Genomic DNA, 21704 nt, shown 5'->3' with positions numbered 1-21704 from the left:
AAAATTTTTACGAAGGAATTTTTTATGGCAAATCATAAATCATCAGAAAAAAGAGCTAGACAAACAATTAAAAAAACTATTAGAAACAGATTCTATAGAACAAGACTTAAAAACATTACTCGTGCAGTTCGTGAAGCAGCAGCAGCTAATGATAATGAAGCGGCAGCAGCAGCTTTAAAAGTAGCTAATAAAAAAATTCACGAAATGGTAAGCCGTGGTTTTATTAAAAAACAAACAGCTTCAAGAAAAGTAAGTCGTTTAGCACTTTTAGTAAATAAAATTGGTGCATAATTTTTAATGCTAGCAAGCAAACTTGAACCTTTCTTAAAACGCTATGAAGAAATTCAAGCGTTTTTAAGTAATATTGAAAATACTACAGATTTAGCAAAAGTTACAGCCTTATCAAAAGAACAAAAAAGTTTAGAAGATATAGTTGAGGTTGCTAAAAAATATTTAAATACGCTAGATTCAATTGAAGAAAATAAAACTTTATTGCAAGACCCTGATTTAGGTGATTTAGCTAAAGAAGAATTAAAAGAATTAGAAGAATTAAAACCTAAATTAGAAGAAGAAATAAAAATACTTTTATTACCAAAAGACCCAAATGATGATAAGAATATTTTCTTAGAAATTAGAGCTGGAACTGGTGGAGATGAAGCTGCTTTATTTGTCGGAGATTTATTTAAAGCTTATGCAAGATATGCTGAAGATAAAAATTATAAAATAGAAGTAGTTAGTCAAAGTGAAGGCAGTGCAGGTGGATTTAAGGAGATTATTTTATTAATTAAAGGTGATAAAGCTTATTCAAGATTAAAATACGAAGGTGGCACACACAGAGTTCAAAGAGTTCCTGCTACAGAATCTCAAGGCAGAGTTCATACAAGTGCTATAACCGTTGCAGTTATGCCTGAAGTAGAAGATAGTGATATTGAAATAAATCCAAATGATTTAAAAATTGATGTAATGAGAAGTAGTGGTCATGGTGGTCAGAGTGTAAATACTACTGATTCTGCAGTTAGAATTACGCATATTCCAACAGGTTTAGTTGTTGTTAATCAAGATGGTAAAAGTCAGCATAAAAATAAAGAAAGTGCTTTAAAAGTTTTAAAAGCAAGACTTTATGAAATGCAAGAGCAAGAAAGATTAGCAAAAGAGCGAGAGAGTAGAAAATCTCAAGTTGGAAGTGGAGATAGAAGTGAAAGAATTAGAACTTATAATTATCCACAAAATAGAATAAGTGATCACAGAATAAATCTTACTTTACATAGATTAGACATAATTATGCAAGATGGTTTGTTAGATGAAATCATTGAGCCACTAATAGCTCACTATCAATCAGAGGCTTTAAACGAAGCTAATTTATGAAAAAAATAATTTTAAGCATACTTGTTGTTGTATTAACAACTAGTGTGTTTTTGTATGATAATTATCAACAAGAACAAAGAAATATAATCAAGCAAAAACAAGAAATAGATTATCTAGTAAAATTACTTGAAAAATTATATATAGCAGCTAAGGTGGAATGTTCAAGTTATACTGAATGTTTTATAGAAAATGGAGTTTTTAAATATTTTAAATTCTCTAATATTTATATTAAAAACAGAGTTGCATTTTATAATTTTTTACAATTACTTGAAAAGGATTTTAAAGATTTAAAATACTCTTTTATAGAAAAGAATAATTTAGAATATTATTTTGATAAAAATAAATATTATTTTGATGATACTAGCTTGTTTAATATGAGTTCAGAATTTGAATTTAATGTTGATAATCTGAAGTTTAATGACAATGTAAAAGATGATTTAGCATTTTTATCTTGGTATTTAAATAAAACTGCTTATAAATCTATTCTTGATATGTTAAATGATATTAGTATAGATTTTAGAGTAAAATATAGTGTTGTAAATAACGCAATTGATTATTCTAAAATAGCGACTAATTTACAAATCAATCTTTCAAATACAAGTAAAATTAGTTTTAAAATAAGAAATAAAAAAATTGAGTTTAAGATTGAAAATTTTGATTTAATTAAAATTATTTTTATAGAATTTAAAGAAATCATAAAACCATTTTTAAAAAATAATGAAAATATTATATTTTTTGAAAGTTTATTTACTCATTATGATGAAATAATTAACCCTAAAATTAAATCAGTAACTTTTTTGATTGACAATATTTACAATACTAAAAATGTCCTATTTTCTAGCACTTACAAACTTGAATCAAATTAACATTTATTTATAAGCTTTGAGTAAAATTGAAACACAAATTCTATAAAAAAGGAAAAAATTATGGCAAAAGTTATGAAAACAATGGATGGTAACGAAGCCGCTGCATATGCTGCCTATGCGTTCACAGAAGTCGCAGGAATTTATCCTATTACTCCAAGTTCACCTATGGCTGATTATACAGATATTTGGGCTTCTCAAGGAAAGAAAAATATTTTTGGAATGCCTGTAAAAATTGTTGAAATGCAAAGTGAAGCAGGTGCTGCTGGTAGCGTTCATGGTTCGTTACAAGCTGGTGCATTAACTACAACTTATACAGCTTCTCAAGGTTTATTACTTAAAATTCCAAATATGTATAAAATCGCAGGTCAAATGCTTCCTGGTGTTATACATGTTGCTGCTCGTGCAATTGCTGCTCAAGCTTTATCAATTTTTGGTGATCATCAAGATATTTACGCAGCTCGTCAAACAGGTTTTGCAATGCTATGCTCAAATAGCGTTCAGCAAGCTATGGATTTAGCTGGTGTTGCTCATCTTAGTGCTATTAAAGGAAGAGTTCCATTTATGCATTTCTTTGATGGATTTAGAACATCTCATGAAATTCAAAAAATTGAAGTAATGGACTATGAAGTATTTAAAAGATTAATTGATATGGATGCAGTTCAAGCATTCCGTGATACCTGTTTAAATCCTGAACATCCAAAAACTCGTGGAACAGCGCAAAACGATGATATATATTTTCAAACTCGTGAGTTAGCTAATAAATTTTATGATGCTTTACCTGATGTAGTAGCTGATTATATGAAAGAGATTTCAAAAGTTACAGGTAGAACTTATAAACCATTTGTATATTATGGTGCTGCTGATGCTACTCGTGTAATTGTTGCTATGGGTAGTGTAAATGAAGCTTTAACTGAAGTGGTTGATTATCTAAACAAAAAAGGCGAAAAAGTTGGTGTTATGATGGTTCATTTATATAGACCATTTAGCTTAAAATATTTCTTTGAAGAAATGCCAAAATCAGTTAAAAAGATTGCAGTTTTAGACAGAACAAAAGAACCAGGTAGTATAGGCGAGCCTTTATATCTTGATATAAAAGCTGCATATTATGATAAAGAAAATGCGCCTTTAATTGTAGGTGGTAGATATGGTCTTAGTTCAAAAGATGTTGACCCTGCACAATTACTTGCGGTATATGAGAATTTAAATCAAGAAAAACCAAAAAATAATTTTACAATTGGAATTAATGATGATGTAACTCATCTTTCATTACCACTAGGCAAAAAGATTTCATTAGGAGATGAAAGCACAACTGAATGTTTATTTTACGGACTTGGTGCTGATGGAACGGTAGGTGCAAATAAAAACTCAATTAAAATTATTGGAGATAAAACTGATTTATATGCACAAGCATATTTTGCTTATGATAGTAAAAAATCAGGTGGATATACAAGAAGCCATTTAAGATTTTCTAAAAAGCCAATAACTTCAACTTATTTAGTAAGCACCCCACATTTTATTGCTTGTAGTGTTGCTGCATATTTAGATATTTATGATGTTTTAGCAGGTATTAGAGAAAACGGAACTTTCTTACTAAACTCAATTTGGGACGAACAAACTACAATTGAAAAAATTCCTAATAAAGTTAAAAAAGTTCTAGCTGAAAAAAATGTGAATTTTTATATCATAAATGCTACAAAACTTGCTCGTGATATAGGACTAGGTAATAGAACAAATACAATTATGCAAAGTGCATTCTTTAAATTAGCAAAAATTATTGATTATGAAGATGCTCAAAAATATATGAAAGAATTTGCATATAAAAGCTATGTTAAAAAGGGCGAAGCAGTAGTTGAGATGAACTATAAAGCTATTGATATTGGAGCACAAGGTTTAGTAAAAGTTACTGTTGATCCAGCTTGGGCTAATTTAGTAATAGATGAGAAAAAAGCTGATGATAAATACATAGGAACTGCTTTTGTTGAAAATATAGTTAAACCTATGAACGCTGCAAAAGGTGATGATTTACCAGTGTCAGCATTTATTGGATATGAAGATGGTAGTTTTGAGCATGGAACTACACAATATGAAAAGCGTGGTGTTGGTGTTATGGTTCCTAAATGGATTGAAGCAAATTGTATTCAATGTAACCAATGTGCATCAGTTTGCCCACATGCAGTAATACGCCCATTCTTAATTAATGATGAAGAAATGGCAAATGCTCCAGCAGGCGTGAAAGAGCATTCAATTGATGCTAAAGGTGTAAAAGGCGAAAGTCTTAAATTTAAAATTCAAGTTTCAACATTAGATTGTACAGGTTGTGAGTTATGTGTAACTGAATGTCCAAGTAAAGAAAAATCACTTGTTATGGTTCCACTTGAAGAAGAGCTAGAAAAAGGCGAACAAGATAATGCTGATTACTTATTCCATAAAGTTACTTATAAAGATAATTTTATAGCAAAAGATACTACAAAAGGTGCTCAATTTGCACAACCATTATTTGAATTCCACGGAGCATGTCCAGGTTGTGGTGAAACTCCATATATTACATTAGTTACTAGAATGTTTGGTGAGAGAATGATGATTGCTAACGCAACAGGTTGTAGCTCAATTTATGGTGGTTCAGCACCTTCTACTCCATATCGCAAAAATGATAAAGGTTTTGGACCTGCTTGGGGCAACTCATTATTTGAAGATAATGCTGAGTTTGGTATGGGTATGAGAGTTGCTACCGAGACAATTCGCCATAGAATTGAAGATATTATGATTAATACGAAAGATAAAGCTCCAAATGCAATTGCAGCTCTTTATGGCGAATGGTTGGCTAATAAGAAAAATGCTGATATAACAGCAGATGTTAGAGATAGACTAATTCCATTATTAGAACAACACGCAGAGCTTGAAGGCGCTAAAGAAATTTTAGGTCTAAAAAGCTATGTAGCTAAAAAATCTCAATGGATTTTTGGTGGTGATGGCTGGGCTTATGATATTGGTTATGGTGGGCTTGACCATGTTTTAGCTAGTGGAGAAGATGTGAATGTATTGGTAATGGATACTGAAGTTTATTCAAATACAGGCGGACAAGCTTCAAAATCAACTAGAACAGGTGCAGTAGCACAATTTGCTGCAAGTGGTAAGCCAAGTCAGAAAAAAGACTTAGGACAAATTGCTATGACTTATGGAAATATTTTCGTAGCTCAAGTAAATTCAAATGCAAATTATGCTCATTTTATTAAAGCACTAATCGCAGCAGAAGCTTACGATGGACCAAGCTTAATTATTTGCTATAGCCCTTGTATAGCTCACGGAATTAAAGGTGGAATGGGTGCTAGTGGTGATCACGCAGAAATCGCAACTAAGTGTGGTTATTGGCCAATTTACACATTTGATCCAAGATTAGAAGCAGAGGGTAAAAATCCATTAAAAATTGCTTCAAAAGAACCTGATTGGAATTTATATGAAGAGTTCTTAATGGCAGAAGTTCGTTATAACTCACTAAAAAAAGGAAATCCAAAAGAAGCAGCAGAACTATATGCTCGCAACAAAGCAGATGCACAAAGACGCTATAGACAATTAAAGCGTTTAGCAGCAGCTGATTATAGCGTTTCTGAATAATCTCAAGCCCTTTTTAGGGCTTGATTATTTTATTACTCAAATAGAATTTAAAACACTAATATAATTTTTTTATAACTATTGAATTATTAATCATATTAATCTTTTTATGAAGAAATAAGAAACATTATTGACGCTTATAAAAGCATTAAAACACTTTCATAGTTTTATACTCAAAAATTAAAATTATTTTTTAAGAATATATAAAAATATCATCTAATTATTATAAATTAAAGTAATTACTTAAATGGTGTTAATTTGCCTATTTAAAGCTTAATAGTATATATTCAAAATTAGCGTAAATAAAGGCAAATTAAATATTTAAAATATTAGTAAATTTATACTATAGATTTATAAGCAATGTGAAAAATTATTAATTATTAAAATACTAAAAAAGAAACTTTTTATAAGTTTATTGCTAATAAATATTGATGATATTTTATTTTTTATATTAATTTTATTACAAATTCTCTAATTCAAAATACCATAAAATCGTGATTTTTTATATATTATAATTTTTATCTTATGAGATTATAAAAAAAATAATATTTGACTTATAATGTAATTTAGAATAATATTTTGCTATTAATTTTTTATTTTAAGAAAAAAATAAAGATTAATACCAAAATTCTTATTTAAAGGAGTTTTATATGAATGAAGAAAAATTCAATAGGCGAGATTTCATAAAATCAGCTACTTTTGGTGTTGGTGCAGTAGCAGCTAGCACAAGCCCTGTATCAATTATGGCAAGTGAGCTTAAAAAAAGTGGTAAAAATACCTCACTACCAAGCGTAGATGTTTTAGTTATCGGCTCTGGTGGTGCTGGTCTTAGAGCTGCTGTTGCGGTTAGAAAAAATCATCCAAATTTAAATGTTGTAGTAGTTAATAAAGGTATGCCATCACGAAATGCAACCTGTATGGCTGAAGGTGGGATTAATGGTGTGATTGATTTTGAAAATGGTGACTCAAACAAATTACACGCGTATGATACTGTTAAAGGTAGTGATTTTTTAGGCGATCAAGATGTAATTATTAAATTTGCCGAAAAAGCAACTGAAGCAATTCACGAACTTGATTATGCAGGAATGCCTTTTAATAGACAAAAAGATAAAACGGTTGCAAGGCGTTTTGCTGGTGGTGCAAAATATGAACGCTGTAATTATGCAGCCGATAAAACAGGCTCTATTATGATGCACACCTGTCTTGATGAAGCTATTACAAATGGTGTTAATTTCTTGCTTGACCATTACTTACTTGATATTGCGATTGATAATAATGAGTGCGAAGGTGTAGTTCTTTTAAATATGCAAACAGGAGATGTAGTGCCTGTATTAGCAAAATCAGTGGTTCTAGCAACAGGTGGTTATACTCGTGTGTTCTATAACCGCACTTCAACACCATTTAATGCTAGTGGAGATGGAATTGCTGCAGCACTTAGAGCTGGACTTGCGTTTAAAGACCCTGAAATGCTTCAATTTCACCCAACAGGAGTTAGAAATGGTGGTGCATTAATTACTGAAGCGGCAAGAGGTCTTGGTGGAAAATTAATTAATAATAAAGGCGAACGCTTTATGAGTAAATACTCAAATCGTCTTGAGCTTGCTCCAAGAGATATTGTTTCTCGTTCAATTGAAAGTGAAATTCGTTTGGGCAATGGATTTGGAGAAGGAATGGGCTCTTATGTTCTTTTAGATGTTACACATTTAGGTGAAGAACAAATTATGAATGAATTACCACAAATTCGTCATATTGGACTTTTATTTGAAGGTATAGATTTAGTAAAAGAACCAATTAAAATTCGTCCAACAGCACACTATTCAATGGGTGGTATAGAAATTGCAAAATTTGATGATATGAGTACTCATTTAGCAGGACTTTTTGCTGCAGGTGAGACAAGTTGTGCTTCAATTCACGGAGCAAATCGTCTAGGTGGAAATAGCTTAGCTGATGCGGCAGTTACAGGTAAACTTGCAGGTGAGGGTGCAGGTGAGTATGCAAGTAAAAGACAAAATTATGGCTCTGGCAAACACGCTGAAGAATTAGCTCAAAAATGGAGAATTAAGCTAAAAGATATAACAAGTGGTAATTCAAAACCTAACGAGCTTTATGGTTTAAGAGAAGAATTTGGACAATATAACTGGGATAATATGGGAATTTATAGAACAGGAGAAAAGCTTGAAAAACATATAAAAATCCTAGATGAGATTTGGGCTAAATATAATAATCTTAAAATTTCAAATCCAAATATGTTCTATAACACCGCTTTAATTGAGTATTTAGAATTTGGAAATCTCATTCTTTTAGCAAGATGTGCTTGTCTTGGTGCATTAAACAGAAAAGAAAGCCGTGGGGCTCATACTAGAGAAGATTATCCAACAAGAGATGATGAGAATTTCTTAAAACATAGCCTTGTTACTTTAAAAGATGACAAATTAAGCCTTAGTTATAAAGATGTAGTTATTACAGAATTTAAACCTGAAGAAAGGAAATACTAATGAAAATTTTAATTGACCGCTTTAATGGAGTTGATAAATTTGTTCAAGCATATGATTTAAGTATAGATGAAGTAAAGGGAAAAACGCTTTTAGCCTTATTACAACATATAAAACGTACTCAAGATATTTCACTAAATTTTACTTCGGCTTGTCGTATGGCGATTTGTGGTGCTTGTGGTGTGCGTGTGAATGGGCATTCATACCTTGCTTGTGATACTAAAATGGATGATTTATTAAAAGAATATGACAATCCTGAAAGCTTAAAAATCTCTCCTTTGGCAAATTTTAAAGTTCTTTCGGATTTAGTTGTAGATTGGGAGCCAAGTATTGAGAATTTAAGAAAAATAAAACCAACTATAACACCAAAAGAAGCATTTTCTGATAAAAAAGGTTGCGTGCAAACTCAAGCTGAAGTTGATGCTATTAAAAAACAATGGGATTGTATTTTATGTGGTTGTTGTGCTAGTGAATGTAATAAACTTGAAGCTGATTCAAGTGATTATATGGAACCATTTGTATTTACTCATGCATTTCGTGCTGCTTATGATTCACGCTCAAAAGATGCTTTAAAACACTTAAAACCATCTATTGCAAATGGTCTTTGGATGTGCGTTCATTGTCAAGAGTGTGCCGACCGCTGTCCTAAAGGAATTAGTGCTGCTGATGATATAGCAATGCTAAGAGTAATGGCTATGAAAAAAGGCTTAAAAGATGGCACAGGACCAGCTCACGCAGAAGCATTCTTAAAAGACTTAGAAGATACAGGTAGATTAAATGAGATTTATTTAGCACTTCGCTCTGAAGGTGTTTTAGCAAATACTACAAAAATAGATATTGCATACAATCTAATGAAAGCAGGTAAGATGAATCCATTACATATTTTTGGTGATGAAGAAATTGAAGGTCATGAAGATTTAGTAAAAATGATTGAAGCAGCTAGAGCTGCTAATAAGGAGTAAGTTATGCAACAAAAAGATTTCGCTTTTTTCCCTGGCTGTGTTTTAAGTCAAGCAGCTAAAGAATCAAAAATGTCATTAGAAGCAATAGCTCCAATACTAGGTATAACTTTACATGAGATTAAGGGTTGGAGTTGCTGTGGTGCATCTCAAGCACAAGATGTAGACCCAATAGCAGCACTTGTAGCAAATGCTAGAAATATAGCATTAGCTGAGAATATGAATATGCCAATGCTAACAACCTGTAGCACTTGTATGCTAACTTTAACTCGTGCAAAAACTGCTTTAGATAAAGGTGCAAAAGACCGCATAAATGAATATTTAGCAAAAGGTAATATGAAATATCAAGGAAATAATGAAATAACAAGCCTTTTATGGATTTTGTATGAGAATTTAGATACCTTAAAATCAAAAGTTGTTAAGCCACTTTCAAATCTAAAAGTAGCTTTATTTTATGGTTGTCATAGTATTCGCCCTGAAAAATCATATAACGCAAAAGAAAGTTCAACTAATCCAAAAAGCTTTGAAGCTGTAGTTAGTGCGCTCGGTGCGACAATAGTTCCGTTTGAAAAACGCTTAGATTGCTGTGGTTTTCACGCTAGTTATCCAGCAGTAAAATCGGTGCAAAAAATGTCATCTCAAATTGTTGGTAGTGCTGATAAAAATGGTGCTGATTGCGTTGTTACACCTTGTCCGCTTTGCCAAATGCAGCTTGATATTTACCAAGAACGCTATCAAGATGCAATGGGTTCTGAAATTAGAAAGCCAATAATTCATCTTTCTCAATTAGTAGGATTAGCACTTGGTCTTAGCAACGAGCAATTAGGACTTGATTTAAATATAATTGATGCTACAAAATTAGCATAATTTTAGGGGCTAAGCCCCTAATTCTTTTGCCATTTTTATAAACTCAAGCTCTAAATGTGAGAGTTTTTTATCTTTTTTATAAGCTATAACTAATGTTTTAATTAAATTATTATCTTTTATATTGAATAATTTTATTTTATCTTTTTTATCATCTTTTATTAATTCGCTAATAGTAAAAGTAGCACCAACACCACTTGCTACTATTGAATTTGCAATATCAAAAGTCTCAGTTTCGCATAAAATTTTAGGAATAAATTCATTGTTTTTAAACATTAAATCAATATCTAATCTACTTCTTTGAGAAGATTTTGGCAGAATAAATTTCTCATTTTTTAGTTCTTTGATTGATATTTCTGGCAATTCTTTATTTTTATATTTTAAAGATAATTCGTGTAAAGATGGCAGTGCTAGAAAAACATTGCTGCTTTTTATTATTTCATATTTTAAATATTTTATATCAAGTGGTAAAACTAGCATTCCAAGGTCAATTTCATCATCATAAATCATTTGTTTGATTTTAAGCGTTGAAAAGATTTGAGAAATTTTAATATCAGCATCACTAAAACGCTTGCAAAATTGTGGTAAGAGATTTGGAATCATATTATAGCCATTTTGTAAGAATGCTATACGAATTTTGCCAGTTTTGGCATTGTTTAGTGCTGAAATTTCAGTATCAAGCTCTGCTATCATATCTTTTATTAGATTTGCTTTTTTTAAATATATTTCTCCTGCTTCGGTTAAAGATATTGGATTTGTGCTTCTATTAAAAAGCGTGGTTTTTAGCTCATTTTCTAATGCAAAAATACTTTGAGATAATGATGGTTGCGGTATTTTAAGCTCATTTGCAGCCTTTGTAAAGCTTTGTAATTTTGCTACTTTTAAAAATAGTTGCATATGTCTAAAATTCATCTTTTATCCTAATTTAAATTCTTTATTTTTCATATAAATATTTTATATGTTATTTGGTAATAAAATAAAAAATAGCTTTATAAAATTTTTTACTTTTAAAATTTAAATAGACAATATTTATTATAAGATTTTAAAACAAAGTAAAAATGATTATTCTAGCGTGGGTAATACCTGAATATAAGTAAAATAGCAAAAATAATATGCTAAATAATATTGACATTACAACAAATTCTGCTTTAGATTAATATATCTTGTAAGAATATTGTAAAGCAAATTGAAGCTGTATTTTATGGTTTTCATATTATATAAATTTATATAATTTTTAAAGATGAATTATTTAGTAAAGCAATTGTTTTAAATTCTTATTTTGTAAAAATCAAAATAAGAATTTAAATAAGCATTATAAACCTAATTGAATTTCTTTAGAATATAAATATCCTAAATGATTGGTGTTATTTAAGGTTATTATTTTTGCTAAATCATTAGATATTTCAAGGACATTAATACAGGTATTATCTTGAGTAATATTCCAAAATGAACTAAGTGGTGCATTTAATAAATGAGAAATGATTACCTTATTTACTGCATCGTGAGCGAAAACTGCAATTGTTTTTCCATCATATTTTGTAATATAATCGTTTATTGCAAGTTTTACTCTATTTAAAATATCTTTTAAGCTTTCTCCATTAGGCATTTTTACTAAATGTGGGGTTTGCTTCCATTTTTTTAATAAATCTTGTTCTATTTCACTTGATAATCTACCTTCCCAAGTTCCGTGATTTATCTCTAATAATCTTTCATCTTTTAAAACTTCTTTATTGTGAAATTTAGCACTTTCACAAGCTGTTTCATAAGCTCTTTTTAAAGGACTTGCTATAAAAAAATCAATTTGTATATTTTTTAAAGCAAGGGCTAATTTCTTAGCTTGCTCCTTGCCTAAATCACTTAAATCAGTATCAATTTGACCTTGATATCTACCTTCTTTATTCCAATTAGTTTGCCCGTGTCTAAGTAGTATTAGATTAATCATCGCAAATCTCACTGCAATCAATTATCTTAACTCCATGAACTCCAGCTAATTCACAAAGTTTTTTATAATCTGTTTTTAATGGCTTTTTATTAATACTAATTGCCATTATGTTTTCACCACTTGTATTTGTTTTGCTAACTTGCATACTTAAAATATTGATTCCTGCTTCGCCTAAAATAGTTCCAATTTGTCCTATCATACCAGGCACATTATCGTGTGGCACTAACAATAATACTCCACTTGGTTCAAATTTAATATCATATTCATCAATACCACTAACATAAGCACTCTTATCGCTCATTAAAGCTCCTCTTATTTCGTGCTCACCTAATTCGCTTACTATTTTTACTTTTATTTGATTATTTACTTCATCACTTTTTTGCTCAATTAAGCTTATTCCTCTATTTTGAGCTAGAATTGGTGCATTAACCATATTTACTTTTTCTTGCAATATAGAATTTAATAATCCACATAACATTACTTGGCTTAAAGCTCTAGTATCAAGTTCTTTAAAGGCATTTGAATATTCAATGAAAACTTGTTTAATTGCTGAATTACTAACTTCACATGCAATAAATCCTAATGCTTTTACTAGATTAAAATAAGGCTTAATTTTATTTAGCATTTCAGGACTAACTGGCACAGCATTTAAAGCACTAGCAACCATTTGACCATTTAACGCTTCTTTAATAGCAATTGCTACATCAACTGCAACTCCTTCTTGAGCTTCTATTGTAGATGCACCTAAATGCGGTGTTAAAACCACATTTTTTAAAGTTGTAATTTCGTGGTTTCCTAATGGCTCATTAGCAAAAACATCAAGAGCAGCTCCTGCAATATCTCCATTTTTTAAAGCATTTGTTAAATCATCAAGATTAATACATTCACCCCTTGCTGCATTTATAATTCTTACACCTTTTTTCATTTTAGCTATGCTATTTTTATTTATCATTTCTTTTGTTTCATCTGTTAATGGAAGGTGTAATGTAATAAAATCAGCTTCAGCATAAACTTCATCTAATTCACATTTTTTAACTTGTAAATGAATAGCTCTTTCGTTGCTAAGATATGGATCATACGCAATTACTTTCATACCAAATGCTTGTGCTCTACTAGCAACACCAGCACCAATTCTGCCTAAACCTAAAACCCCTAAAGTTTTATCTTTTAATTCAAGTCCTAAAAAGCTTTTTCTATCCCAAATACCATTTACAACGCTAGCATGTGCGTTAGGTATCATTCTAGCAAGGCTTAACATTAGTGCAAAAGTATGTTCTGTAGCTGCGTTTGTATTACCATTTGGTGCATTTACTACTATTATTCCTTTTTTTGTAGCTGCTTTTATATCTATATTATCAACACCAACTCCAGCTCTACCAATTACTTTTAATCTATGAGCGTGTTCTAATACTTTTTCTGTAATTTTTGTAGCACTTCTTAAAATAACTGCATCATAATCACCAATTATTTTTAGCAATTCTTCTTCGCTAATTTTAGGATATTCACTTACTTTGCAATCTTTTTCTAAAATTTTAGTAGCTAAATCGCTAACTCCATCTAAAACTAAAATCTTGTTCATCTACTCTCCTTTAAATAAAAGCTTTATTCTAGCAATTATTTTAAAGGATTGATTAATTAATTTGTTTTAAGTCGGTATTTTTAATATCTTAATTCAAATTCTTTAGAATTTCTTGAGTATAAATAGCATCATCAACACTTGCTAAAAGCCCTAAATCATTTGTCTTGATATAATTAATAAACTCATCTTGCTCTTTTGCTAAGCTTGAATGAGCTTGAAGTGTTATTGTAGTTTCATCTTTAATTAATTTTGAGTTTAAAAAGTCTAATTCATAGCTTGATACATTTGTATTTATAAAGGCTTTTCTAATCCTGCTATTAAATTCCCAAGAAGCTAAAATATCAAGATTATTAGAATTTAGCTTAATTTGCGTGCAAGGATTATTTGTGCGATTTATTTTAAAACTAGCCTTTATCCCAAAGAAATTTGCTAAATCCAAATCATGCACACAAAGGTCTAAATCAACCCCAACATCACTAATTCTAGCTGGTTTTTTAGATGCTCTTATAAAACTTGCATATTTTATTTCTTCGTTTTTGATATGTTTTAAAAACTCAAGGCTTACAGGATTAAATCTCTCACAAAAGCCAACTGCTACATTTACTCCACTATTTTTAATAGCTAAAGCTTCATCAAGGCTAAATGATAATGGTTTTTCTATTAGAATAAAATTGATTTTATCTTTAATCTTAGAAAATACTTCATAATGATATTTAGTCGGAACAACTATTATCGCTCCATCAATATCATTTTTTAACAATTCATCTAAATTAGAAAAATACTTATTATCATCAATCCAATCAGGCTTAATTAAATCAAAGCAATATAAATTTATATCCTTTTTACAAAGTTCGGTGTAGTGGTTTTTACCCATTACACCAAGACCTATTAATGCTATATTCATTAAAAGCCTTCTTTATCTAAAGTATTATTTAATTCATTTAAAAGTGCGATTTTTTCCCATTGAGTATTCATATCAATTTCATTGCCTTCTTCTGTAGAGCTAAAACCACATTGAGTGCTAAACTCAATTTGTTTTGTATCTAAGAAATTAGCTGCTTCTTTTGCTCTTTTAATTAGAGTTTGAATACTTGGATTTTCTTTAGTTTTAGTAGTTAAAAGTCCAATTACTACTATTTGATTTTTAATATATTTTAATGGTTCAAAATCTCCTGACCTATCATCATCAAATTCTAAAAAGAATTTATTTATATTAAGATTTGCAAATAATTCGCTAGCAACCTTGCTATATCCACCACTAGCACTAAAATGGCTTCTATAATTACCCCTGCATATATGTATTGCACTTGTGATTGTTTTTGGCATAGTTGCTAGGCTTTTGTTTAAATACTCCACATATTCTTTAGTGCAATCATCGGCGTTATAGTTGTTTTTGATTAGATTTGCTCTAAAATCTTCATCACAAAACGAGCCAAAGCTAACATCATCAAGTTGTAAATAAACTCCGCCTAATTTTTCAAATTCTAAATAAAAATCAGCATAGGCTTTTAAAATATCTTCTTTTAATTTTGCATAATCTTTTCCGTAGTATTCAAATTCTACATTAAATCCACCACGGATAAATAACATATATAAAAGCATTGATGGGCTAGGAATTGTTAATTTTAAGCGATTTGTATCAATGCCTAATTCTTTTGCAATCTTTACTAAACTTGCAAAATCTTTTAAGAAAGGATGGTCTTTACACTCTATTTTATTAGTTATTTTAATACCTTCAGCTCTTGTTTCTATACCTTTAAAAACATAGCCTTTTTCTTTAATAATTTTGCTAATTCCACTAAATCCCCAATAAAAATCTAAATGCCACCAAGAGCGTCTAAATTCTCCATCACTTAGATAATAAACATTGTTTTTATCACACTCAATTAGTAATTCTTTTATGCACTCATCTTCAATAGCTCTTAATTCGTCTTTACTGATTTTTGCGTTTGCATAATCACTTCTTGCAGCTTTTAATTTAGCTGGTCTTAAGAATGAACCTACTTGATCTAATCTTCTCATTTATTCTCCTTTATTAAAAATTTCAATGATTTTTTCTTGGTCTAGTGTATCTAAAAATGCAGAAAATGGCAAAGATAAAATCTCATTTGTTACATTTTCGCATACTTTAAAATCACTTGCTTTATAATCTAAATATTTAAAGCAAGGTTGCGAATATAGTGCTATTGGATAATGAATTGCGGTTGGGATATTGTTTTCACTTAGTTTTTTTACTACTAAATCTCTATTTTTAACCCTTACGCTATATTGAGCCCAAACACTCTTATATCCTGATTTTACCTTAGGTGTAATGCAGTTTTTAAGGTTTTTTGTATAAATGTTAGCAATTTCGTTTCTTTTAGCAATTTCTTCATCAAAATATTTTAATTTTACATTTAAAACTGCAGCTTGTATGCTATCAAGTCTTGCATTTAAGCCTATTATTTCGTGTTTATATCTCATTTCGCTTCCGTGATTTATAAGTAATTTTACTTTTTTTGCTAATTCATCGTTATTTGTAAAGATAGCCCCACCATCTCCATAACACCCAAGCGGTTTTGAAGGGAAAAAACTTGTCGTGCTAATATCAGCAATATTACAAGAGATATTGCCTAAATCATCTTTTGCACCAAAGCTTTGAGCTGCATCTTCAATCAAGTATAAATTATGTTTTTTACATATATTTTTTATGGAATTTAAATCAGGCATTTGACCAAAAATTGAAACTGCCAAAATAGCCTTAGTCTTAGGTGTAATTAGGCTTTCAATTTTGCTTATATCAAGGTTATAATCTACTTCGCTTATATCAACAAAAACAGGTTTAGCTTTAATTAAAGCTATCATTTCAGAACTTGCAATGAAAGTAAAAGGAGTTGTAATTATCTCATCACCTTCTTTAATCCCTAAAGCTTTTAATGCTACATATAAAGCCGTAGTTCCGTTTGAGCAAGAATATGCGTATTTTGCTTTTGTATAATTTGCTAGATTACTTTCAAGCAAAGCAACTTCATTACCACCTATAAAACTTGTATTATTTAATATATTTTGAATTCTTTCATCTATTTCGTTTTTGTATTTTAAATATTGAGATTTTAAATCACAGAATGCTAACATTGATTATCCTTAAAAAATAAAAGGCTAATTGTATTTGCTTTCATTTAATACATAATTATTTAAGGCTTTATTGTAATCTTTATAATAAGCTTTTTTAAAATATAAATTTATAAAAATTATTTAAAATGATATTGAATGTGATAAAATAGGATATTTAAAAGCTTTTATTTATAAACAAGTAGCAAATACTCAAAAACTATAGCTAGTAATAAATCTATTTATTAATAAAATATTTGAATTATTAAATAATCTTATTTTATAGTATTTTATTATTATTGGAATTTAGGTGCTAGAGTTTTAAAAGTTAGTCTATATAAAAGGATAAAAATGAATGAATTAGAAAAGGTGCAAATTAGTTTGCCAATAATTTTAGATTTTGTATTCTATAGCGTATTAATGCTAGGAATTGGGTTTTATTTTTGGAAGAAAAATAAAACTTCAGAAGATTATTTTATAGGCGATAAAGGTATGGGTCCTATAGTATCAGCACTTAGTGCTGGAGCGTCTGATATGAGTGGTTGGCTTCTTATGGGATTACCAGGGGCTGTTTTATTATATGGCTTAGGTAAAACTTATATAGCAATAGGGCTTAGTATTGGTGCTTTAATTAATTGGATGTTTGTTGCTAAAAGGCTTAGAATTTATACTGATGTTAGAAAAGATTGTATAACTATTCCTGATTATTTTGAGACTAGATTTAGCGATGATAGTCATACCTTAAGAATAATTTGTGCTATTGTGATTTTAATATTTTTTACTATTTATATATCTAGTGGTTTAGTAGCTGGTGGAAAGCTTTTTGAAGAATTATTTTCAGTTAAATACGAACAAGCAGTAATTACAGGAACTATATTAATAGTTGTTTATACTTTCGTTGGCGGATATAAGGCAGTTTGTTGGACTGATTTGATACAAGGCTTATTGATGATGGGAGCTTTAATTATTGTTCCATTGGTTATGATTAATGAAATAGGCGGATTTAGCGAAGCTATTAATATAATAATTAAGCTTGGAGAAGAAAGTCAAAAAGATTATATTTCTATGAGTAAAAATTTAACTTTAGTAGGGATAATTAGTTCTTTAGCTTGGGGACTTGGGTATTTTGGTCAGCCACACATAATAGTAAGGTTTATATCTATAAAAAGCACAAAAGACATTCCAATTGCTACTTTTGTAGGTATTTCTTGGATGGTAATTAGCTTAATTGGAGCTATTTTAATAGGATTTATTGGTATAGCTTATTTATATAAGTTTAATATAGACTTATTAGATAAGGATAGAATTTTTATAGTAACTAGCCAATTATTATTTAATCCTTGGATTTCTGGAATTTTATTAAGTGCGATTTTAGCAGCGATTATGAGCACAGCTAGTTCGCAATTATTAGTATCTAGCTCAACTTTAGCAGAAGATTTTTATAGAAAAATTTTTAATAAAGGTGCTCCTGCTAAGATAGTAATGAGAGTTTCAAGACTTAGTGTTTTGGTTGTTGCTATTGTTGCTTTTATAATTTCTGCTGATAAAAATACTAGTATTATTGATATTGTTGGATATGCTTGGGCTGGTTTTGGTGCTTCTTTTGGTAGTGTGATAATTTTTTCTTTATTTTGGAAAAATATGAGTAGATTAGGTGCGATTTTAGGTATGAGTTTTGGTGCTTTAGGAGTGATTTTGTGGGAGCATATTGATTATTTTAATATTGCAAAAGAAGGTATATTTGAACTTTATTCAATAATACCAGGATTTTTACTAGCTTCAGTATTTATAATAATAGGCTCAATAATACAGCCAGTAAGACAAGGAACAAAAAAAGCTTATGATGATATGCTAACTAAATTAAAGCTCTAAAAATTAGAGCTTTATTATCTTTAGTTTAAAACCTTTTTGATATGATTTAAAAAATTTTCAAGGATATAAAAATGGATATAAGAAAAGAATTTTTAGAGTTTTTTGCTAGTAAAGGTCATGAAATTACCCCATCAAGCCCACTTGTGCCTGATGATGCGACTTTGCTTTTTGCAAATGCAGGAATGGTTCCTTTTAAGAGTATTTTTACAGGTGAAGTGCCACGCCCAAATCCACCTAGAAAAACAAGCTGTCAAACTTGTATTCGTGCAGGTGGAAAGCACAATGACTTAGATAATGTTGGTTATACTGCAAGACATCATACATTTTTTGAAATGTTAGGAAATTTCTCTTTTGGTGATTATTTTAAAGAACAAGCTATTGCTTATGCTTGGGAATTTGTAACTGAGGTTATAAAATTACCGAAAGATAGGCTTTATGTAACCGTTCATGAAAACGATGATGAAGCTTATAATATGTGGCAAAAACACATTGCAAAAGAACGCATTTATAAATTTGGAGATAAAGATAATTTCTGGCAAATGGGTGATACTGGCCCATGTGGTCCTTGTAGTGAGATTTTTTACGACCAAGGTGAAGAAAATTTTAAAAGTGATGAAGATTATATGGGTGGAGATGGAGATAGATTCCTTGAGATTTGGAATTTAGTTTTTATGCAGTTTGAAAAACACCCTGATGGAACTATGACAAAACTACCAAAACCTAGCATTGATACGGGTATGGGACTTGAGCGTGTAAGTGCTATTAAAGAAGGAAAATTTAGCAATTTTGATAGCTCATTATTTATGCCAATAATTGAAAAAATCGCAAGTTTAGCAAACCTAAAATATGAATATAAAAGTGGAGCAAGCTTTAGAGTAATTGCTGATCATATTCGTTCAGCTACATTTTTACTAGCTCAAGGCGTAACATTTGATAAAGAAGGTAGAGGATATGTCTTACGCCGTATTGTAAGAAGAGCTTTAAGACACGGATATTTACTAGGATTTAAAAGTGCATTTATGTATAAATTAGTAGATATTGTTTGTGAATTAATGGGAGAGCATTATACATATTTAAATGAGAAAAAATCTTTTGTAAAAGAGCAATTATTAAGCGAAGAAGAGAGATTTTTAAATACTATTGAAAATGGAATGAGTATTTTTAATGAAGAGCTTAAAAATACTAAAAATGTTTTTAGTGGAGAAGTTGCGTTTAAATTATATGATACTTATGGTTTTCCACTTGATTTAACTCTTGATATGTTAAGAGAAAAAAATCTTAAAATTGATGAAGACAAATTCAATGAACTAATGGCTAAGCAAAGAGAATTAGCTAAAGCAAATTGGAAAGGTAGTGGGGATAAAGCAACTCACGGAGATTTTAAAGAATTATTAGATAAATTCGGTCTAAATGAGTTCGTTGGATATGAAAATACTGAAATTAAAGCAAAATTATTAGCTGTTTTAGATGAAGAATTTAAAATTGGAATTAAAAGCAAAAAAGCTTGGCTAATGTTTGATAAAACTCCACTTTATGCAACAAGTGGTGGGCAAAATTACGATTTAGGTAGTATTTATAAAAATGATAAATTAGTTGCAAATGTGCTTGAAGTTGAGAAATTTTTTGATATTAATTTAGCTTTAGTTGAAATTGTAGGTGATTTTAATGTAAATGATGAATTATTAATCAAAATTGATACCGAAAGAAGAGCAGAAATCGCAAGACATCATAGTGCTACTCACTTGCTTCATTATGCATTAAGAAAGGTTTTAGGAGAAAATGCAACTCAAGCAGGTTCATTTGTAGATTTTAATAGAATTAGATTTGATTTTAATTTTACTCGTGCATTAAACGAAGATGAGCTAAAGCAAATTAGTGATATTGTAAATGATATGATTTATAAAGCTACAAATTCAAATATTCAAATAACTGATATTGAAAGTGCAAAAAAATGCGGTGCAATGGCGCTTTTTGATACAAAATATGGCGATAAAGTAAGGGTATTAACTTTAGGAGATAGCATTGAGCTTTGTGGTGGAACTCATGTTAGCAATACTTCAGTAATTGGCGATTTTATAATATTAAAAGAAAGCGGAGTAAGTGCTGGTGTTAGAAGAATTGAAGCAATAGCAAGTAAAGCTGCTAAAGAATACTCAAGGAATTTGATTTCGGAATTTGAAAATATCAAAAAAAGTCTAAAAACAAATGATATTTTAAAGAGTTTTGAGAATTTAAAAAATGAAATAAAAGAACTAAAAGATGCTTTAAAAAATGGTGCTAATAATTTAAATAGCGAGATTATTAACGGCGTTAATGTTTGCGTTAGTGAATATAACGGGCTTGATATTAAAGCTGGTATAGATGAGTTTAAAAATAAATTTGATAAAGCTGTTATTGTTTTAATCACTTGTAAAGACGATAAAGTAAGCATTGCGGTTGGCTCAAAAAATACTAGCGTTAAAGCAGGAAATTTAGCTAAGATTGTAGCTCAATTTTTAGGCGGAAATGGCGGCGGTAGAGATGATTTTGCTACTGCAGGTGCAAAAGATATTAGTAAAATTAACGAAGCTTTAGCTTTAGCAAAAGATGAAATCAAGAAGGTAATATGCTAGGGCTTGATAGCTTAGTTTTACCTTATATACATTTATTAGCCGGTATTTGCTTTATTGGTCTTCATTTAGGCATTAGAGCAAATGCTGGTTTTTATTTATGTGAAGATGAAGAGAATTTACAAAAAGCACTAAGGATATTAAAAAAGCAGCTTTATGCGTTTTTTGTTTTAATGGCTGTTATGGCTTTTAGTGCTATATATGTAATGATTAATAATAGTTCTGACCCATTGTTTAATACTTTAGCATCTACGCAATGGTCGCTTTATGCTTTTGCCACTTTAAATTTATTATATATTTATTATCAATTTATTTTATGTGAGAAAGAAAAAGAAAATAAATTATTAGTTTGTAATGAAAAAATAGCTTTAATTGTTTATTATTTTATCCCGTTAAATATTTTGATTTCTTGTATTGGTGTGCTATTTGCTTTACTCATTAGCACTATGATTTAAGG

16 protein-coding genes are annotated in these 21704 nt (G+C 29.8%); 10 read left to right on the top strand and 6 right to left on the bottom strand.

All coding sequences use genetic code 11. The annotated features are described in order from the left end of the window. Positions 1–24: 24 nt before the first annotated feature. The 7 genes from rpsT to sdhE all read left to right on the top strand — a co-directional run bounded on the left by rpsT (position 25) and on the right by sdhE (position 10158). Positions 25–291 carry a 30S ribosomal protein S20 gene (gene rpsT, locus AVBRAN12640_RS01915; protein ID WP_214117154.1) on the top strand — a complete coding sequence of 89 codons (267 nt, stop codon included), beginning with the start codon at positions 25–27 and terminating at the stop codon, positions 289–291. Positions 292–297: 6 nt separating this feature from the next. After that, a complete protein-coding gene (prfA, locus tag AVBRAN12640_RS01910; protein WP_214117152.1) occupies positions 298–1365 on the top strand; it encodes a peptide chain release factor 1 in 1068 nt (355 codons plus the stop codon). Continuing rightward, on the top strand, positions 1362–2231 hold the full coding sequence (locus tag AVBRAN12640_RS01905) for a hypothetical protein (RefSeq protein ID WP_214117149.1): 870 nt from the start codon (positions 1362–1364) through the stop codon (positions 2229–2231). Before prfA ends, AVBRAN12640_RS01905 begins: the two co-directional genes overlap by 4 nt. A gap of 60 nt (positions 2232–2291) precedes the next feature. Then, positions 2292–5843: a pyruvate:ferredoxin (flavodoxin) oxidoreductase gene (gene nifJ, locus AVBRAN12640_RS01900; protein ID WP_214119808.1), complete on the top strand. Its 3552-nt coding sequence runs from the start codon at positions 2292–2294 to the stop codon at positions 5841–5843. A gap of 647 nt (positions 5844–6490) precedes the next feature. Continuing rightward, positions 6491–8335: an 8-methylmenaquinol:fumarate reductase flavoprotein subunit gene (gene sdhA, locus AVBRAN12640_RS01895; protein ID WP_336608819.1), complete on the top strand. Its 1845-nt coding sequence runs from the start codon at positions 6491–6493 to the stop codon at positions 8333–8335. Further along, positions 8335–9294 (top strand): 8-methylmenaquinol:fumarate reductase iron-sulfur subunit, encoded by a 960-nt coding sequence (sdhB, locus tag AVBRAN12640_RS01890; protein ID WP_214117140.1) that lies wholly within the window; start codon positions 8335–8337, stop codon positions 9292–9294. The genes sdhA and sdhB overlap by 1 nt, the downstream gene beginning before the upstream one ends. A 3-nt stretch (positions 9295–9297) precedes the next feature. Next, positions 9298–10158 (top strand): 8-methylmenaquinol:fumarate reductase membrane anchor subunit, encoded by an 861-nt coding sequence (sdhE, locus tag AVBRAN12640_RS01885; RefSeq protein ID WP_214142701.1) that lies wholly within the window; start codon positions 9298–9300, stop codon positions 10156–10158. A 9-nt stretch (positions 10159–10167) separates the two neighbouring features. Here sdhE and AVBRAN12640_RS01880 read toward each other — a convergent pair whose 3' ends face one another. From AVBRAN12640_RS01880 to AVBRAN12640_RS01855, 6 genes are all read right to left on the bottom strand, one after another. Beyond that, complete coding sequence (locus AVBRAN12640_RS01880; protein WP_214142702.1) at positions 10168–11067, bottom strand: LysR family transcriptional regulator; 900 nt, start codon at positions 11065–11067, stop codon at positions 10168–10170. Between the two features lie 400 nt (positions 11068–11467). Further along, entirely contained in the window at positions 11468–12109 is a 642-nt protein-coding gene (locus AVBRAN12640_RS01875) for a histidine phosphatase family protein (RefSeq protein WP_336608823.1), read from the bottom strand. Beyond that, positions 12090–13676 carry a phosphoglycerate dehydrogenase gene (gene serA, locus AVBRAN12640_RS01870; protein ID WP_214150537.1) on the bottom strand — a complete coding sequence of 529 codons (1587 nt, stop codon included), beginning with the start codon at positions 13674–13676 and terminating at the stop codon, positions 12090–12092. The genes AVBRAN12640_RS01875 and serA overlap by 20 nt, the downstream gene beginning before the upstream one ends. Before the next feature lie 88 nt (positions 13677–13764). Further along, entirely contained in the window at positions 13765–14580 is an 816-nt protein-coding gene (locus tag AVBRAN12640_RS01865) for a Gfo/Idh/MocA family protein (protein ID WP_214150536.1), read from the bottom strand. After that, positions 14580–15698, bottom strand: a complete 1119-nt coding sequence (locus AVBRAN12640_RS01860) for a 5-methyltetrahydropteroyltriglutamate--homocysteine S-methyltransferase (RefSeq protein ID WP_336608818.1) — start codon at positions 15696–15698, stop codon at positions 14580–14582. The genes AVBRAN12640_RS01865 and AVBRAN12640_RS01860 overlap by 1 nt, the downstream gene beginning before the upstream one ends. After that, the gene (locus AVBRAN12640_RS01855) at positions 15699–16790 is read right to left on the bottom strand and encodes a DegT/DnrJ/EryC1/StrS family aminotransferase (RefSeq protein ID WP_336607071.1); all 1092 of its coding nucleotides are present in this window, start codon (positions 16788–16790) and stop codon (positions 15699–15701) included. Positions 16791–17117: 327 nt separating this feature from the next. Here AVBRAN12640_RS01855 and putP point away from each other — a divergent pair, with 327 nt between their 5' ends. The 3 genes from putP to AVBRAN12640_RS01840 all read left to right on the top strand — a co-directional run bounded on the left by putP (position 17118) and on the right by AVBRAN12640_RS01840 (position 21702). After that, positions 17118–18638, top strand: a complete 1521-nt coding sequence (gene putP, locus AVBRAN12640_RS01850; RefSeq protein ID WP_214119815.1) for a sodium/proline symporter PutP — start codon at positions 17118–17120, stop codon at positions 18636–18638. Between the two features lie 71 nt (positions 18639–18709). Further along, on the top strand, positions 18710–21250 hold the full coding sequence (alaS, locus tag AVBRAN12640_RS01845; protein WP_336608817.1) for an alanine--tRNA ligase: 2541 nt from the start codon (positions 18710–18712) through the stop codon (positions 21248–21250). Continuing rightward, positions 21244–21702 (top strand): hypothetical protein, encoded by a 459-nt coding sequence (locus tag AVBRAN12640_RS01840; RefSeq protein ID WP_214117112.1) that lies wholly within the window; start codon positions 21244–21246, stop codon positions 21700–21702. The genes alaS and AVBRAN12640_RS01840 overlap by 7 nt, the downstream gene beginning before the upstream one ends. Positions 21703–21704 lie beyond the last annotated feature (2 nt).

Source organism: Campylobacter sp. RM12640 (assembly GCF_020137595.1).
GTDB lineage: Bacteria > Campylobacterota > Campylobacteria > Campylobacterales > Campylobacteraceae > Campylobacter_E.
Note: the sequence above shows the minus strand (reverse complement) of the source record. Positions and strands in the feature narration are given on the sequence as shown.

Excerpts from the sequence above, each read along its gene's own strand:
- rpsT (WP_214117154.1), top strand. The coding sequence starts at position 25 with ATGGCAAATCATAAATCATCAGAAAAAAGAGCTAGACAAACAATTAAA.
- prfA (WP_214117152.1), top strand. The coding sequence starts at position 298 with ATGCTAGCAAGCAAACTTGAACCTTTCTTAAAACGCTATGAAGAAATT.
- AVBRAN12640_RS01905 (WP_214117149.1), top strand. The coding sequence starts at position 1,362 with ATGAAAAAAATAATTTTAAGCATACTTGTTGTTGTATTAACAACTAGT.
- nifJ (WP_214119808.1), top strand. The coding sequence starts at position 2,292 with ATGGCAAAAGTTATGAAAACAATGGATGGTAACGAAGCCGCTGCATAT.
- sdhA (WP_336608819.1), top strand. The coding sequence starts at position 6,491 with ATGAATGAAGAAAAATTCAATAGGCGAGATTTCATAAAATCAGCTACT.
- sdhB (WP_214117140.1), top strand. The coding sequence starts at position 8,335 with ATGAAAATTTTAATTGACCGCTTTAATGGAGTTGATAAATTTGTTCAA.
- sdhE (WP_214142701.1), top strand. The coding sequence starts at position 9,298 with ATGCAACAAAAAGATTTCGCTTTTTTCCCTGGCTGTGTTTTAAGTCAA.
- AVBRAN12640_RS01880 (WP_214142702.1), bottom strand. The coding sequence starts at position 11,067 with ATGAATTTTAGACATATGCAACTATTTTTAAAAGTAGCAAAATTACAA.
- serA (WP_214150537.1), bottom strand. The coding sequence starts at position 13,676 with ATGAACAAGATTTTAGTTTTAGATGGAGTTAGCGATTTAGCTACTAAA.
- AVBRAN12640_RS01865 (WP_214150536.1), bottom strand. The coding sequence starts at position 14,580 with ATGAATATAGCATTAATAGGTCTTGGTGTAATGGGTAAAAACCACTAC.
- AVBRAN12640_RS01860 (WP_336608818.1), bottom strand. The coding sequence starts at position 15,698 with ATGAGAAGATTAGATCAAGTAGGTTCATTCTTAAGACCAGCTAAATTA.
- AVBRAN12640_RS01855 (WP_336607071.1), bottom strand. The coding sequence starts at position 16,790 with ATGTTAGCATTCTGTGATTTAAAATCTCAATATTTAAAATACAAAAAC.
- putP (WP_214119815.1), top strand. The coding sequence starts at position 17,118 with ATGAATGAATTAGAAAAGGTGCAAATTAGTTTGCCAATAATTTTAGAT.
- alaS (WP_336608817.1), top strand. The coding sequence starts at position 18,710 with ATGGATATAAGAAAAGAATTTTTAGAGTTTTTTGCTAGTAAAGGTCAT.
- AVBRAN12640_RS01840 (WP_214117112.1), top strand. The coding sequence starts at position 21,244 with ATGCTAGGGCTTGATAGCTTAGTTTTACCTTATATACATTTATTAGCC.